The organism is Lysinibacillus sp. NPDC056232 (assembly GCF_042267565.1).
GTDB lineage: Bacteria > Bacillota > Bacilli > Bacillales_A > Planococcaceae > Lysinibacillus.
Map to the genome: position 1 here is coordinate 209782 of NZ_JBHJTF010000003.1, position 14633 is coordinate 224414.

The window sequence follows — 14633 nt, forward strand, 5'->3', positions numbered from 1 at the left end:
GACAGCGGCAATTATGCCGAGGCATAATTGATTGAGGAGAGGAAGGGTCATATGGAAGTTGTACGTATGGAAAATGTAGTGAAAAGTTATGGTGAAGGTAATAACAGGGTAGATGCATTAAAAGGGATTGATCTTTCAATTCAGCAGGGTGAGTTTGTCTCAATAGTTGGTGCTTCTGGTTCTGGGAAAAGTACACTGCTACATATTTTAGGTGGATTGGATCACCCTAGTTCAGGAAAGGTATTCATTGGGGACAGTGATATTTATAAATATACAGATAATGAGCTTTCCATATTTAGAAGAAGAAAAGTCGGATTTATTTTTCAATTCTTTAATTTGATACCAGTATTAAATGTTCAGGAAAATATTGCGTTGCCTACGTTATTAGATAGTGAATCTATAGATATGGAGTATCTAAATGAAATTATTAACATCCTTGGGCTTCAAGAACGCATGAATCACTTGCCTTCCGAACTATCTGGAGGGCAACAGCAACGGGTTTCAATTGGTAGGGCGCTTATTAATCGTCCGCATTTGATTCTTGCAGATGAGCCAACTGGTAATTTGGATACTCGAAATACGAAAGAAGTTATGGATTTATTAAGATTCACGGCAAAAAAATACAATCAAACCATTGTCATGATTACTCACGATTTAACGATAGCATCGGCTTCGGATCGGATCATCACAATACAAGACGGTAAAATCATTTCTGATCAGCGACTGACTGAGAAAAAGTTACAGACTGGAGGACAATGATTTTGATTCATAGTTATCAACAATTAGGTACCAGGTATTTAAAGAAGAATATGAAACGAACCATTTTGACCTTGGTTGGCATCATACTCTCTGTAGCGTTAATTTCAACGATTGGCCTCTTTATGAAAGGATCACAACTTACCCAAATTGAGAATGCCAAGAAGTTAAGCGGAGTTTCTTTTCATGTTGGTATTTCAGATTATGATGAAGAGCTATTAAATAAAGTCAAATTTAATCCCCAAATGGAATCGTTTGGTTTAATGTCTCAGGGAGACATCGTTCCTGTTGGAGATGTTTCTGTGAAAATGAATTTCGCGGATCATCACGCCTTGAAATTTTTAACCTATAGCCTTCTTGATGGCAAATTACCAACCAATGACCATGAGGCAGCTGTAGATTCCTGGGTACTTCCTTATATAAAAAAAGATCTTCAAATCGGTGATTCATTTGAACTGGATGGAAAAACATATCAACTGGTTGGTTTACTGAATAATAGTGAGTTTACACAGAAAAGTAAAGAGGGCCGATTATTAACATATAAAAGTGAGTTTGCTATTGGAAAAGGAAGGATATTAATTGAAATTAACGAGAAAGCTGACTTTAACGAGGTTTTAGACGAACTAAAATCAATGACTGAAGACAATAACATTGATATTAATACTCAATTGATTAAAGCTTTGAAACCGGAATCGGATCAATCACTGCTAGCCATTCTTGTAATTGTTGTCAGTATAGTTGTCATTTCTACAATTGTTGTCATTTATAACGCTTTTCAAATCAGTGTCGTAGAGCGGATGAAGCAGTTTGGCTTGTTGAGAAGCATCGGCGCTACGCGAAAGCAAATTAGACAAATTGTTATGAAAGAAGCTGTTGTGCTGGCTATTATCGCTATACCGATTGGGGTTGTATGCAGTTTATTGGCGCTTGCTATTCTCCAAACCACTTTTTTGATTGTATTAGAAGATGGTCAGGATATTTCGATATTCAATGTCGATTGGAAGATCATATTAATCAGTTCTCTTCTTACCCTGATAGCTGTTTTAGCGTCTAGTTATTACCCTGCTTTTTTTGCAGGCAAAATATCTCCATTGCTGGCAATCAGCAGCAGACTGTCAATAAAAAAAGAGGTAATCAAAAATCAAAAGAATACCGTTCTGAAAAAGCCTTTATCTTTCCCCTTAAACATGGCCTTGAAAAATGTAAAAAGAAATAAAAACCGTTATACGGTTACCATTTTATCAATTATTATAAGCAGTGTCTTGTTTATTTCTTTTTCATCGTTGATGGATATCGCATTTTCATCCAAATTTATAAACGATCCTTCCACTAAATCGGATCTTACAATCTATCTGCCAAATGACAATCAAGCATCTTCTGAGAACCTGCAAATTATGGATCAGTTAAAGTTAATTCAAAATGTATCCGAAGTTTACGATCAGGACTTAAGTTTTAAAATTGTATTGAAAGATACAGCTCAATCTCTCGCGACTGTTGAGGACATCCAGAAGACTATTGGAAATAAACACTCCATTACAGTGGTTAATCACTTTAAAGAGAATAAAGACAAGAAGGAAACCGTTCTCGTGACCAAAATTCTTGTTTATGCTTTTATTGTGGTCATTGCTTTAATTGGCAGTTTAAATATCCTCAATACGATTACTATAAGTATCATGATTAGACGAAAAGAACTGGCTGCACTAAAATCCATAGGCATGTCTCAAAGGGATTTGAAAAAAATGATTATCTTTGAAGCACTGATTTACGGTTTTTCTGGAAGCTTGCAAGGCATTTTCTTCGGATGCATACTTTCATATATTATTTATTTGGCTGCCTCCGGTGTCTTGAAGGTTGCATGGACGATTCCCTATGAGGCTTGTTTCATTACGTTTGCTGCCGCTTTGTTCATTAGTTATGTATCTGTTTTGCTACCGCTCCGAAGAATCCAGCAGGATAATATTATAGATACGATAAGGGAAGAATAATATGAAAGGCCTGGCTATTTATAGTCAGGCTATTCTGATTTGGCGGTAACTGCTAATATGGAGTTAGAGGAAGGAGATGGTATATTTGAATAAAATATTACTGGTTGAAGATGATGAGGCTCTTGGTTTAGCCATCGAGTTTTCATTAAGAAACGAAGGGTATGAGGTGATTAGAGCCTCTAGTGTAAAAGAAGCGAGAAACCAGTTTGATCATACTATTTTTAAGTTGGCTATATTAGATATCAACCTTCCAGATGGAAATGGCTATGATCTATGCATGCACTTTAAAAAACAAAACGATGCCATGTCTATTATTTTCTTAACCGCCCTTGATGAAGAAGCGAATGTAGTAATGGGATTAGATATTGGTGGAGACGATTATATAACAAAACCTTTTCGAGTTAGAGAACTTATGTCGAGAGTAAGAGTGCAATTACGTAAACAAACTAAGTTAGAAGAAGCTTCATTAATTTTAACATCTGAGAATATAAAAATTGATATGAATCAAGTCAAGGTTTATAAAAATCAAGAAATTGTCTCAGTAACGAATTTAGAATATAAGCTTCTGTTAACTTTTATGAAGAATGCTTACAAAGTATTAAAAAGAGATGAAATTCTTCTGGAAATTACGGAAGGTGATGAAGTATTTTTTGATGAAAATACGTTATCTGTATATATTATGCGTTTAAGAGACAAAATCGAAGATAATCCAAAAAATCCACAGTTTATCATCACCCAACGAGGATTAGGATATCGTTGGGATAAGGATGTGTGCAGACAGTAACATGATAAAAAATACTGAGATAAAAGGCTATATGATCGTAATGTTCGCTTTATTTTTTCTATTTATTATCTATCAGTATATGACACATCAACTATTTTACGATCATTTAAAAAGTGATTCAATTACAACCTGGGGGGAAATTACCGCCAGATTGGTTGAACAAAATCCTGAGAATGAAGCAGAAATTATGAAAGTCTTAACAAGCAATTCTTCTGATTCCAATGAGTATCAGGAAAAAGGAAGAGAAATCTTTAAACAATATGGATTATATGAAGATTTGGAGACAGAGCTTTTTCCACTTTTAAATAACAATATTTTTAGCCATAATCAATCAATTTTTTGGGGGTTGATTATTTTCGGATGTCTATTGTTTTTGGCAAATTACATACAATACACTATGTTCTTCAATAAAATCAAACAACTTACTTCGACTGCCAAAAAAATAATCGAAGGGGATTACTCGGTTACAATAAATGAAAATAAAGAAGGCGATATTGCCAAACTAGTAATTTCTTTGCGTTCCATGAAAGATATTATTAGAAAAAGCATGAGTGATTTGCTTGAAGAAAAGAAGTTTTTAGGTCAAGTATTACAAGACATATCCCATCAATTAAAAACACCACTTTCGACGATATCCATATACAATGAATTGTTATTGAATGAAGACTTGCCCCGTCAGCAGCAAGTTCAATTATTGCAAAATAATGAAGTTCAAATCAGCAGAATGAATGTCTTGATTCAAAACTTGTTAAAAGTCGCGAAAATTGATGCCAGAGCTATTTCATTTGATAAAGAATCGTTAAACTTGGTGGAAACGATTCATGAAGTTTTGAATCATTTGGAAAGTATGATCAATGAAAGAGATTTGTTAATTGACTGGGATGAGCCGGAAGAAATAGTAGTTTTCCACGATAAATTATGGATGCAAGAAGCTTTGGTGAACTTGTTAAAGAATGCGATTGAGCATTCCAAACATGGTGATAAAATCACACTTCAACTCAAAGATACACCCATTTATACGGAACTTGTGATTCAAGACTTTGGAGAGGGGATTGCAGTTGAGGAATTACCGCATATCTTTAATCGATTCTACAAAGCAAGTAGTTCTAAAAAACATGATTCGACGGGGATTGGCTTGGCGTTAACAAAAGCAATTATTGAAGCGCATCAAGCCTTGATAAAAGTTGAAAGTGAGAAAAATGCCTATACAAAATTTACAATTACCTTCATAAAATTTTAGAATGAATGAGTATACTTACAATAATCTCATGGGTTGTTTTCGTTTTTAGTGCTATAGCTGGTATCTATGCTATTTATGCTATAATCAAAAACAATCATACTAAGAAATATTTCTTATGGATTGCTATATTGTAGGCAGTCATAATTTACTTATACTTTTTCTAGAAAGTGCGAAAATTAAAAAAGAATTAAGGGGAGTATGACGATGCTTGAAAATAAATTAGGTATCACAAACCAGCTTGAATTGAATCGAACAGAAGAACGGCTTTCAAAGAAGAAAGCTAAAGAGTTATTCGATTCAGGGAAAATAAATAGCTTAGAAGTAGGCACTTTCAAGGGTCTTTCTGAAATTCATCGCTATCTATTTGAGGATATTTATTTCTTTGCTGGAAAGGTTCGAGAGGTCAATATAGCAAAAGGGAATTTCCGATTTGCTCCAATCATGTATCTTAGAGCATCTTTAGAGCATATCGATACGATGCCACAAACAACTTTTGATGAAATCGTTGAAAAGTATGTTGAAATAAATATCGCTCACCCTTTCAGAGAGGGGAACGGTAGAGCTACTAGAATTTGGCTAGATTTAATCTTTAAAAAAGAACTTCACAGGGTTGTTGAATGGAATAAGATTGATAAGGAAGATTACTTGTTGGCGATGGAACGTAGTCCGATTAGAGACGTTGAAATTAAGCAATTGCTCCAACAAGCATTATTAGATGAAATTAATAGCCGTGAAGTTTTCATGAAGGGTATTGATATTAGCTACTATTATGAGGGATGTACTGAATATGATATAGAAGATTTATAATAGAAAGGGCTGAAATTCAGTCCTTTTTTACTTTTTAATAGGGGCAAAAAAGGAGCTAACTAAATAGCTCCTTTTATTTATGATTAAAACTAAGATGTTAGGTATCTTTGATTGAAATGTGCGCGAAATCAAAAGAATAGTTTTGGTTATTCCGAAAAGACACTGGCTTCTTTAACACAGGAACAACCTTGTATTTATTTTTCTTCACTTTCTTAAACACACTTTTAAACGTATCCGACCTCACTCTCATCCCACACCTGAAGGAGTAGGCTTTCCCGTTTGGAAAATCAAGTTTTACAATTTAGTAAGATTAAAAGTCATATTGTAAGGGAACAGTCATTCATTTATCAAAAGATAACGTTTATGTTTAAAGTATTAAAAATAAGGAGCTGGCAAAATGAAAAAAACAGTAGCTTTTTTATGTATTAATGCTAAAAAATATAGTTTTCTATTAGGAGATTCTGAATGAATAAATTAAATACGTATGAAAGAATAGACACTATGGATTACTTACGAGGGTTTGCCTTGCTGGGGGTACTTCTTGTGAATAGCTTTCAGGTTATGGATTCGTCCAACTATAATGAATTACACGGAGTATTATATTCTATATTCAACAGGGAATTTTACCCTATTTTATTCTTCTTATTTGGATTTGGGTGTTATCTTTTTATGAATCGATCCAAACAAAAAATAAACAATAGATACCTTTTGTATTTCCGCAGAATCGGTTTTTTATTTGTACTAGGACTGATTCATACATTATATGCACCGCCAGGGATTACCGATGTATTAATGGTGTATGCAGTACTTGGCCTGTTTATGGCAATATTTTTTAAAAGAAGTAAATGGAACAACTTAATAATAACGATTTCACTAATAGCCTTATCTATTGTTACAGCTTTTTATCAACCGTATTATGGTGAGAGAATAGTATGGCTAGATTTACTATCCAACATAAGTAAATGGTTTGCACCGATGATGCTAGGTTTTACGATGGGGCAATTTAATTTTTTTGAAAATATGCATGGGAAATTAAAGTATATTTCGGTTTTTTTAATAGTTAATATTTGTACTTATGTATCTTTATTTTATATAAAGCTGTCAATTGACATTACTCCTGCAGGAACAGAAATGCTAGAAGATTATATGGTTCCTTTTATGATGATGAGCAGTTTCCTTATTATTTTACAAGGGGATAGAGCAAAAATGATATTATCTCCATTAAAATTTTATGGACAAATGTCTTTAACAAATTATCTTGCGCAAAGTGCCTTACTAATTGTATTTAGCTTCCTAATTGGTATGACACCTATTCATTCATTAATAGTGTGTTTCTTAATCCACGCTATTTTAATTACTTTTAGTATAGTATGGTTAAAGTATTTTAAAATGGGGCCCGTTGAATTGTTATTACGATGCTTTACTTATTGGGCGAAAGTTCCGAATAAGAAAAAAATCATTAAAGAAAGTTTTAATGAAGCTTGATTTACCCAATAAATGGAAAATTCAATTTTACTTGGCTACCAACGAAATATATTCAATAGATTTACTGACACACTTATTGAACGCACTATCTACTTATTTCAGTTCGATTACGAGATTCTTTAAGATGATAGTATTAAAGGGTCACTAGATAAATGTGACCCTAAAGATTTAGTCTTTTGTTCTATTTGTATGAACCAATGCATCCTTTTTAAAAATTTCTTATCTGTTTTAGTAAGGCATTAAGTTCATTCGCCTCTTTTTTAGTCTTAATAAGTGTTATGATCCAAGCAAACAAATAGAGTAATAAAAAACCATCAAGAAAATCTGCACTTAGAAAATAATCTGACCACTTGTTATATAAAGATATAGAAAAGACTACTAGAAACATCATGATACAAGGTATCCTTGTAACCTATCATAATATTAGTCAGCATTCGAAACAGTTTGACACTCAAGGGAAAGGGATTCATTCCAATACAATAAAGCGTAATGATGAATTGTATACCTATTACAAAAAGCATAGCAAAACATATAAAGTAAATAGGGTTCGTAAAAAGCTCGCAGCTCCACCTAAATTAGATGAATCAAGTTTAAGAAAGATTTCGCCTAACGTAATATAGATGTTGTTAAAAAGAAGTATATGAAGCTATCAAAGGAAGAATTAGTGAACAAGCTAATTGCTGCGGAGCAATATATAGCAGAGAATCAAAAGCGTTGGGTTGCTAATCATTTTGAGCAGTTTAAATGATAATTAAAAATAGCCTTGTTAAAAATGCTTACAAGGCTATTTTGACTATATTAGTTGAACTAAAGCTCCCCGATAGTTTAAGTGTATCATTTCACAAACTAGTTGGTTTTTCATAATTAATCAGTTCATCAGTGCTATAAATCAAGGAAGCAACCAGAAGCAGCTCAATGATTGTTCTGTTATGTCAGGAAAGTTGACCTCCCTATATTGATGTTGACGCTCAATCTCCTCATGCACATGGAGTATTAAAAGGACTAGAAGGATTACCGTCAACACCCGGTGTAAAAACATCCAGCGCTTCTTTAACTTTTTACGAAGTATATAGGTAAGCGCCAGAAGCAAGGAGGCAAAGAGGCAGAAAGTACCCAAATTAAGAGTAAATAGTTTAGGCATTAATTGCATATCAAAAAGGTTAGTAGTTTTCTCGTTTCCAGCCAAAACACCATGCAGAAGGCCAGTGGTAATCATCAATATTCCAAAGTGCTTATGAGATTTCCTAAAAAGGCGGTTTAACTGACGATTTTTGCTAATGCGTGCAATGTATTTCAGTGCTAACAATACGGTAAATATCACTGCAAACCAAGCGATAATTTCACTAATAATCATGTTCTACTTTAAACCTCCTGTAAATCTTTTTTCTTCATATTTATCCATATCAAAAAAGAATTCTAAATAATGATTATCTGGGTCTAAACAATAAACTGCGATATTACCACCAATCTCACCATCACCATCACGGCTATGTTTTACTGGACCGTAGCTAATAAATACATTTTTCTCTCTTAAACGTTGAGCAAATTCAAAGGATGTACGATGCTCCTCTATTTCAAAAGCTATATGAAAATATCCATTAGTAGACGGACGGATTTTTTTACCATTAGCATCTCTTCTCTCTACTAAAACAAGAGCATTCCTTTGATTCTTCGTATTTAAAAGAGCACAACGGATTGTTTGATTCGGTAATGCCTCAACCTTTATTGGATCTGTAATACTTTCTAAAGTGAAGCCTAACTTTTCTATATACCAATTTATGGAATTCTCTAAATCAGACACGTATATAGCAACTCGTTCGATATGCGAAATTAGTGACGGTTTAGTTACAGGGTATTCTTCCGTTTTATTTAATTGTTTCCTACCAGAAAGCGTTGAAGGTAACAATATTAACTCACGTACAAATTTACTCTTTAACAAAGGGCTTATATATGTTTGTAATTTACTCATTTGTTTTGCCATAAATCTCTCGTCCTTTCTATTTAACTACTTCAATTACATGCCCGTTTGGATCCTTAAAATGAATTACATTTTCTTTCTCATTCGATAATATTGGTAACATTCTGCCTTCGAAATAAGGCACTTGAGAGGATTCTAATCGCCTCTTTATTTCATCCAAGCTAACTCCGTTTGCTAATTTAAGCGTATAATGATTCCATTGTTCATGATCTACAGTCACTTTTTGGTTTTGTACAAAACAAATATCATGATGATAATATCCAAAGCTATAAAATTTCATTGTATTTCCTACAATTCGCATTGCTGCGCTACTATCTGGATGAGCCGAGGCTGAACATTGTACATCAAAAATCATTTCATAAAAACGTTGTGATGCCTGCAAATCATTCACATAAAAAACTACATGTTGCAGCTTGTCTAATTCAGGATATTTTTCATGTTTCGATTTATTTTTCATTGTATTCACCTCTCGATTTAGAGTAATTATTTATAAATCTTTTTAACGCGAATATAATAAAGCCTATTTTGGAAGTTGAAATTTGATTGATTGGATCAAGGCTCTTTTCAGACCAAGTAGTTACTCTTTTATTATCTGTCCTTGATGCATAATAATTTTTCATTGTCTCATCGTACTGAATAAGCATATTTTTTTGTACTTCCTCATCTTGAATGTATTCATTTTGAAAATACACCGCATGTAATGGTAAACGAGGTTTTTGTATTGGTGTACTATTTGGTACACCAATACAAAGACCAAATAAAGGTACAACATTTTTCGGTAGTTTTAAGATCTTTTTGACAGCTTTCTTATGTTCAGCTATTGCGCCACTATATACAACACCAAACCCCATAGATTCGGCAGTAAGAGTAGCATTTTGAGCTGCTATAGATGTATTAATAGTGGAAAATTTTTTGAAAGGACCAAATTTATGAGCTAATTTTAGTTTCTTTTTTTGTTCATCACTGGCTAAAATGGATATTCGATGTAAATCTGAACAGAAGATAAGAAGTAACCCATTCTCTTTCACCCAATGACCTTTTGTTAATTGATAAAATTGTTCTTTTATTTTTTGATCCGAAACACCTATAATGGCATAATCTTGCATAAAAAGGGATGATGGTGCCATTTGTGCAGCTTTTATAATTGTAGTGATTTGTTCATTAGTTAATTTAATATCTTTAAACTTTCTTATCGATTTATGATTCATGATTGTTTCTAATACTTTATTCATAATGAGTCTCCTCTTTATCGCTTTTTGTTTCCTGGAAACAATCATAAATTAACATAGTTAAAATGTCAAATTTGTTTACTGGAAACATTATAGGTTATAATAATCAATATTCGGTTATGAAGGGATATGAAAAATTGGATAAAATTAAAAAAAATATATTAGATGGATATATAAAATTAATCGAGAAAAACAATGAAGAGGATAAAGAAAAAACTTGGTTAATTCAAAATTGTAAAAACGAAGAGTTATTAATTATTTTACAGGATATTACTATATTAATGTTACACGTATTAGATTGCATTCAGAAACATCAACCAGTAAAAGGGATTACTATTGCTACAGAATTAAACATGCAAAGAGGCACTATAACTAAAATATCTAGAAAATTAGTGGAAAAGAAATTAATCACGAAAGAATATCTCCCAAATAATAACAAAGAAATCTATTTTAAAACTACTGATTTGGGGAATGAACTATGTAATGTACATCGAATGCTCCACGAAGAAATAAATAAAAATTATGTAAAGTTTATAAATAAATACAGTAACCAAGAGTTGATTTTCTTAAATAAAATATTGAATGATTTGTCGAATACTTCCTTTGTTAACATTGATAAAATTTAAATTGAATTAATTAAAATTAGAGGACAGTGGGGAGATGGGTGAAACCATTGTTACAAATTTAAAAGAAAATGCACCCGATACGGTGAAGTTTATTGAGTATGATTCAGCAATGAAGGATGGCATGAAAGAGCGTGAAACATATGGTGGGATTGTCATTTCAAAGGATTTTTCTAATCAAATTGCTTCCTTACAATCAGAAGCTGCGAGTCCTACCGATCTTGAGTTATATGTCAATGAAGGTGTGAATACAAATGTTGCCACTTCAATGGAAAATGTTTTAAAGCAAATCACTAGGCAAATTAGTAGTAATGTAAGTGCGCAAATGCTAGCGAGCAAGTAGATGCGCAAATGCGTGATTTGTCATCGTTGATTTCTCCAGTTCAACCTGATAAAGTACCACTTCTTGCTAATCCGATAGAAGCGAGCGTGAAAAGTTAAATCCAGTAGGGGATTTAGCAACTGTTCCAACTGCACTATTTGTACCATTATGGATTGCAAGTTTAATGGGAGCTGTGATGTTCTATCTTTCAGGTACAAAACGCCCATTCTCGAGTCGTACAGCGATGACAAAATTTCAGCTTTTTCAATCACGGATGCCGATAGTCTATGGACTGTTTACAGGCTATTTAGTTGCATGGTATTCAACGTGGGTATTAGGCTATGTGTTTGAATCATTTAATACAGTAGCGATCTTTATTTCTATTGCTGTGACAGCCTTTGTATATATGATTCTTTCTGTTGTATCGTGGTTGAGATTGCCCGTATTAGCATTTTTCGCATTGTTTATTTTCTTTGGTTTACCGTTAATTCAGCTTGTACCAGAAATGATTCCAAGTTTCTACGGAGATTATATCCTACCTTGGCTGCCGATTCGTTTCTTAATTGATGGTATCAAAGAAGTTTTATTCTTTGGTGAAGGTGCTATGAACCATTATACAAATATTTTACTAGGCATTGCGATTGGTGGTTTTGTTTTACTATGGTTAGGTGATATAGAAAAGAAGTCAGATGAAAATGATGTCTATTTCATCTGACTTTCTTTTTACTTCTGTAATAAGAAGTTAATAATGATTATTAATCCTCAAGTTTTTCATACATCTATATTTTTTTATTTAGTAAATCTTTACCCCAAACTTGCATTGCTTCCAATACAGGTATAAACTTTTGCCCCTGCTCTGTTAATGAATATTCTACTTTTGGTGGAACAACTTTATAAACTTCTCTGTGTACTAGCCTGTCCTCTTCAAGCTCTCTTAATTGTCTAGTTAAAATTCCTTTCGAGATACCAGATAGCAGCCTTAATAATTCATTAAACCTAATAATTTCATTTTGGCTTAAATGCCACAAAATTACGATTTTCCATCTACCTGCAATTGCATTTTGAGCAACTGTTAATGGACAAATTTCTTGCAGCGTTTCTTCAGAGACCGTTTCATCTTGATAACTAAAACGTGCCAAAATAAAACCTCCTTTTCTTTAGGTACTATTTTTATGACTATGTTATTAAATTGTGCCTACTTACATAAATCTTTCTTTGGTAATAGTATATGCATTAGGAACAAAAATCAAAAATAACACTGTAGTGGAGGAGATTCTTTGAAAGTTTTAATAACTGGTGCAACTGGAAATTTAGGTTTTAAAATTGTTGAGTATTTACTTACCAAATTATCTGTTGAAGAAATAATTGTTGGTGTACGTGACGACAAGTCAGAAAAAGCCCTTAGCTATAAGGAACAAGGCCTAGAAGTTCGTGTAACAGATTTTGAAAATCCAGAAGCATTACTTACAGCATTCAAAGGTTATTAACACACTAATAATAGTGGACAAGCAATTATCAATTACGCCAATGCGAAATTGAAAAACTTAAATCATCTTTTTCAGAACTGAATATAAAAACTCAGCATCTTTTCCTACTCCACAAATAAGTGCCGATCCTCTTTGATGTTGCCACGGTAATCCAATATAATATAACCCTTGTGTTGGACTCACACCTCTTTTATGAAGAGGAAAACCTTTTGCATCTAAAATTCCCTCTATGTCTATCCATTTGTAGTCAGGAACAAATCCTGTTGACCAAATAATATTTTGCACGTTTCTTTTACTATGATCGCTAAAAGTTATTTCTCTTCCTTGTGTTTGTATGACTCTTGGTTTAATATTAATTTTCTCCTTACGAATCAGATGCTTTAATTCAAGGCCAAAAATAGGGTCACTTTGTTTTCGGAACCATGATCCGCGCCGAGTATCAGTTCCTGCATATAAGAGACCAATCTTTTCTAACCAGTAAAAAATGCTTTTGCCTATAATACTAAGTGGTAAAAATTTAAATGAATGGCTAATAGCAATGGTTACTTCACGATTTTCTGCAAGTTCAGTCGCAATTTGCGTACCAGAATTTCCACCTCCAATCACTAGAACAGGACCATCTGGAATCATCTCAGGTGATTGATACTGGGAAGAATGAATTTGAAACACCTCTTGTGAAAGACTTTGGGAAATTGAAGGAATGATCGGTTTCTGAAAAGCACCAGATGCCCTGGGTATTGGTTCACTGGGCCACGCCCGGACGTTGCCGGGTGCGTGCATTACTGTAGGTCTCCGGTTACAAATGGCCTTTATTCAATTCAGGATGAGTTTGGAACGGTATCTGTAACCTTATTCCCGCAAGTTTTTCATCTTGTTCAAGAGCTGTTACTAGAAGATGAATTGCTTTACATTGAGAGAACGCTTGAAAAGCGCTTTGGTAGACCTCAAGTGAAAATAAAACATGCACAAACGACGAAAAGAATATGAAATTGAAGGGGATTTTAGAAACTGCATAAATTTTTATGCAGTTTTTTCTTTACTTTCAAATAATTATTTTGTAAGATAAAGCCAAATTCAAAAGTGGCCAGACCACTTTTGAATTCATTCAGTAAGAGACGCCATCATCTGAAGGTGGTGGATTTTGTTTCTTTATAGTAGGTATCCAAACACCTACTGAATGAAGATAAAGCCTTTGGATGCATTGTTTATCTGCGCGAAAGGAAAGCGACAGCAATAATTATTCCAAGGCGAATAGATTGACCGAGGAGTTGATCGTATGGATAAAAAAACCGAACAAAAGAAAGTGTTTTTAGATATCGTCCAACAATTACGACAACTTATTAAAATAGAAAAAATACAGGCTGGTGAAAAGTTACCTTCCGAACGAGTCCTTTCAGAACGTCTAGGTGTCGGGCGATCCTCTGTGAGAGAGGTATTGCGAAGTTTAGAGTTATTAGGTCTTATCGAAACGAGACATGGGGAAGGTATGTTTCTAGCTTCTACACAAAAGCATCAGCTCGTAGAAATATTGTCGATGTTTATATTAGAAGATGAAAAATCAAAAAAGGATGTTGAATTAACGCGACAAATTCATGAAAAGGAAGCCATTCGCGTTATAAGTTGTACAGAGACTCTGCGAACACTACCAGTGTGGGGCAGTTTTTTTGTAAAGCTAGAGATAGAAAGTACGATTAATTGTCGGGATGTTTTACGAGAAATAATCATCACGTCAGGAAATCGTCTTTCACTAAAAGTCTGGTTTCAGTTAGCAGTTTATACCGGTGACCGTTTAAATCGAAACTCAACAGAAGAAGAAAAATTAATCATTCAAACTATGTTGAAATCGATGCAGCTTGGCTATGAAAAAGAAGCATTAAAAGCTTACGAACAGTGGATGAATGCTGAACAAGGCATTTAGACAACAAAGGGGGAGTAAA

At 33.5% G+C, this 14633-nt stretch carries 17 protein-coding genes and 3 pseudogenes; 12 read left to right on the forward strand and 8 right to left on the reverse strand.

What is annotated here, in order from left to right:
• Positions 1-51: 51 nt before the first annotated feature.
• From ACFCYJ_RS04300 to fic, 5 genes are all read left to right on the forward strand, one after another.
• Entirely contained in the window at positions 52-759 is a 708-nt protein-coding gene (locus ACFCYJ_RS04300; RefSeq protein ID WP_376071119.1) for an ABC transporter ATP-binding protein, read from the forward strand.
• Positions 760-761: 2 nt separating this feature from the next.
• On the forward strand, positions 762-2741 hold the full coding sequence (locus ACFCYJ_RS04305) for an ABC transporter permease (RefSeq protein ID WP_376071232.1): 1980 nt from the start codon (positions 762-764) through the stop codon (positions 2739-2741).
• A 76-nt stretch (positions 2742-2817) separates the two neighbouring features.
• Positions 2818-3525, forward strand: coding sequence for a response regulator transcription factor (locus tag ACFCYJ_RS04310; RefSeq protein ID WP_376071122.1), 708 nt, complete (start codon positions 2818-2820; stop codon positions 3523-3525).
• A 1-nt stretch (position 3526) separates the two neighbouring features.
• Positions 3527-4765, forward strand: coding sequence for a HAMP domain-containing sensor histidine kinase (locus ACFCYJ_RS04315; RefSeq protein WP_376071125.1), 1239 nt, complete (start codon positions 3527-3529; stop codon positions 4763-4765).
• Between the two features lie 204 nt (positions 4766-4969).
• A complete protein-coding gene (gene fic / locus ACFCYJ_RS04320) occupies positions 4970-5572 on the forward strand; it encodes a protein adenylyltransferase Fic (RefSeq protein WP_376071128.1) in 603 nt (200 codons plus the stop codon).
• A gap of 109 nt (positions 5573-5681) precedes the next feature.
• Here the strand turns inward: fic and ACFCYJ_RS04325 are convergent.
• Positions 5682-5798: pseudogene (locus ACFCYJ_RS04325) on the reverse strand (RNA-guided endonuclease TnpB family protein); the annotation flags it as partial.
• A 239-nt stretch (positions 5799-6037) separates the two neighbouring features.
• On the opposite strand from ACFCYJ_RS04325, the gene ACFCYJ_RS04330 reads away from it, so the two are divergent.
• Positions 6038-7057 carry a DUF418 domain-containing protein gene (locus ACFCYJ_RS04330; protein WP_376071131.1) on the forward strand — a complete coding sequence of 340 codons (1020 nt, stop codon included), beginning with the start codon at positions 6038-6040 and terminating at the stop codon, positions 7055-7057.
• A gap of 208 nt (positions 7058-7265) precedes the next feature.
• Here ACFCYJ_RS04330 and ACFCYJ_RS04335 read toward each other — a convergent pair whose 3' ends face one another.
• From ACFCYJ_RS04335 to ACFCYJ_RS04355, 5 genes are all read right to left on the reverse strand, one after another.
• A complete protein-coding gene (locus ACFCYJ_RS04335) occupies positions 7266-7448 on the reverse strand; it encodes a DUF3021 family protein (protein ID WP_376071134.1) in 183 nt (60 codons plus the stop codon).
• Positions 7449-7946: 498 nt separating this feature from the next.
• Positions 7947-8411, reverse strand: a complete 465-nt coding sequence (locus ACFCYJ_RS04340) for a ferric reductase-like transmembrane domain-containing protein (RefSeq protein ID WP_376071136.1) — start codon at positions 8409-8411, stop codon at positions 7947-7949.
• A 3-nt stretch (positions 8412-8414) separates the two neighbouring features.
• Positions 8415-9038 (reverse strand): VOC family protein, encoded by a 624-nt coding sequence (locus tag ACFCYJ_RS04345; RefSeq protein ID WP_376071139.1) that lies wholly within the window; start codon positions 9036-9038, stop codon positions 8415-8417.
• 16 nt (positions 9039-9054) lie between these two features.
• Positions 9055-9492, reverse strand: coding sequence for a VOC family protein (locus ACFCYJ_RS04350; protein WP_376071142.1), 438 nt, complete (start codon positions 9490-9492; stop codon positions 9055-9057).
• Positions 9482-10267, reverse strand: a complete 786-nt coding sequence (locus ACFCYJ_RS04355) for an NADPH-dependent oxidoreductase (protein WP_376071144.1) — start codon at positions 10265-10267, stop codon at positions 9482-9484. The genes ACFCYJ_RS04350 and ACFCYJ_RS04355 overlap by 11 nt, the downstream gene beginning before the upstream one ends.
• A 62-nt stretch (positions 10268-10329) precedes the next feature.
• Between ACFCYJ_RS04355 and ACFCYJ_RS04360 the strand changes: the two genes are divergently transcribed.
• From ACFCYJ_RS04360 to ACFCYJ_RS04370, 3 genes are all read left to right on the forward strand, one after another.
• On the forward strand, positions 10330-10890 hold the full coding sequence (locus ACFCYJ_RS04360; RefSeq protein ID WP_376071147.1) for a MarR family transcriptional regulator: 561 nt from the start codon (positions 10330-10332) through the stop codon (positions 10888-10890).
• A 34-nt stretch (positions 10891-10924) separates the two neighbouring features.
• Positions 10925-11230, forward strand: a complete 306-nt coding sequence (locus tag ACFCYJ_RS04365; RefSeq protein WP_376071150.1) for a YhgE/Pip domain-containing protein — start codon at positions 10925-10927, stop codon at positions 11228-11230.
• A gap of 175 nt (positions 11231-11405) precedes the next feature.
• Positions 11406-11924 (forward strand): hypothetical protein, encoded by a 519-nt coding sequence (locus tag ACFCYJ_RS04370; protein ID WP_376071152.1) that lies wholly within the window; start codon positions 11406-11408, stop codon positions 11922-11924.
• Positions 11925-11988: 64 nt separating this feature from the next.
• Here ACFCYJ_RS04370 and ACFCYJ_RS04375 read toward each other — a convergent pair whose 3' ends face one another.
• Positions 11989-12348, reverse strand: a complete 360-nt coding sequence (locus tag ACFCYJ_RS04375; protein WP_376071155.1) for a winged helix-turn-helix transcriptional regulator — start codon at positions 12346-12348, stop codon at positions 11989-11991.
• Between the two features lie 138 nt (positions 12349-12486).
• On the opposite strand from ACFCYJ_RS04375, the pseudogene ACFCYJ_RS04380 reads away from it, so the two are divergent.
• Positions 12487-12687, forward strand: a pseudogene (locus ACFCYJ_RS04380) (NmrA family NAD(P)-binding protein); the annotation flags it as partial.
• A gap of 66 nt (positions 12688-12753) precedes the next feature.
• On the opposite strand, the pseudogene ACFCYJ_RS04385 reads toward ACFCYJ_RS04380, so the two are convergent.
• A pseudogene (locus tag ACFCYJ_RS04385) lies at positions 12754-13425 on the reverse strand (NAD(P)-binding domain-containing protein); the annotation flags it as partial.
• 45 nt (positions 13426-13470) lie between these two features.
• Between ACFCYJ_RS04385 and ACFCYJ_RS04390 the strand changes: the two are divergent.
• Complete coding sequence (locus ACFCYJ_RS04390; RefSeq protein WP_376071157.1) at positions 13471-13683, forward strand: hypothetical protein; 213 nt, start codon at positions 13471-13473, stop codon at positions 13681-13683.
• A gap of 289 nt (positions 13684-13972) precedes the next feature.
• Positions 13973-14614 carry a FadR/GntR family transcriptional regulator gene (locus tag ACFCYJ_RS04395; RefSeq protein WP_376071160.1) on the forward strand — a complete coding sequence of 214 codons (642 nt, stop codon included), beginning with the start codon at positions 13973-13975 and terminating at the stop codon, positions 14612-14614.
• Positions 14615-14633 lie beyond the last annotated feature (19 nt).

Bases quoted from the DNA above. Each gene is read 5' to 3' on its own strand.
- ACFCYJ_RS04300 (WP_376071119.1), top strand. From the start codon at position 52: ATGGAAGTTGTACGTATGGAAAATGTAGTGAAAAGTTATGGTGAAGGT.
- ACFCYJ_RS04310 (WP_376071122.1), top strand. From the start codon at position 2,818: ATGGTATATTTGAATAAAATATTACTGGTTGAAGATGATGAGGCTCTT.
- ACFCYJ_RS04315 (WP_376071125.1), top strand. From the start codon at position 3,527: ATGATAAAAAATACTGAGATAAAAGGCTATATGATCGTAATGTTCGCT.
- fic (WP_376071128.1), top strand. From the start codon at position 4,970: ATGCTTGAAAATAAATTAGGTATCACAAACCAGCTTGAATTGAATCGA.
- ACFCYJ_RS04330 (WP_376071131.1), top strand. From the start codon at position 6,038: ATGAATAAATTAAATACGTATGAAAGAATAGACACTATGGATTACTTA.
- ACFCYJ_RS04335 (WP_376071134.1), bottom strand. From the start codon at position 7,448: ATGATGTTTCTAGTAGTCTTTTCTATATCTTTATATAACAAGTGGTCA.
- ACFCYJ_RS04340 (WP_376071136.1), bottom strand. From the start codon at position 8,411: ATGATTATTAGTGAAATTATCGCTTGGTTTGCAGTGATATTTACCGTA.
- ACFCYJ_RS04345 (WP_376071139.1), bottom strand. From the start codon at position 9,038: ATGGCAAAACAAATGAGTAAATTACAAACATATATAAGCCCTTTGTTA.
- ACFCYJ_RS04350 (WP_376071142.1), bottom strand. From the start codon at position 9,492: ATGAAAAATAAATCGAAACATGAAAAATATCCTGAATTAGACAAGCTG.
- ACFCYJ_RS04355 (WP_376071144.1), bottom strand. From the start codon at position 10,267: ATGAATAAAGTATTAGAAACAATCATGAATCATAAATCGATAAGAAAG.
- ACFCYJ_RS04360 (WP_376071147.1), top strand. From the start codon at position 10,330: ATGTCAAATTTGTTTACTGGAAACATTATAGGTTATAATAATCAATAT.
- ACFCYJ_RS04365 (WP_376071150.1), top strand. From the start codon at position 10,925: ATGGGTGAAACCATTGTTACAAATTTAAAAGAAAATGCACCCGATACG.
- ACFCYJ_RS04370 (WP_376071152.1), top strand. From the start codon at position 11,406: ATGTTCTATCTTTCAGGTACAAAACGCCCATTCTCGAGTCGTACAGCG.
- ACFCYJ_RS04395 (WP_376071160.1), top strand. From the start codon at position 13,973: ATGGATAAAAAAACCGAACAAAAGAAAGTGTTTTTAGATATCGTCCAA.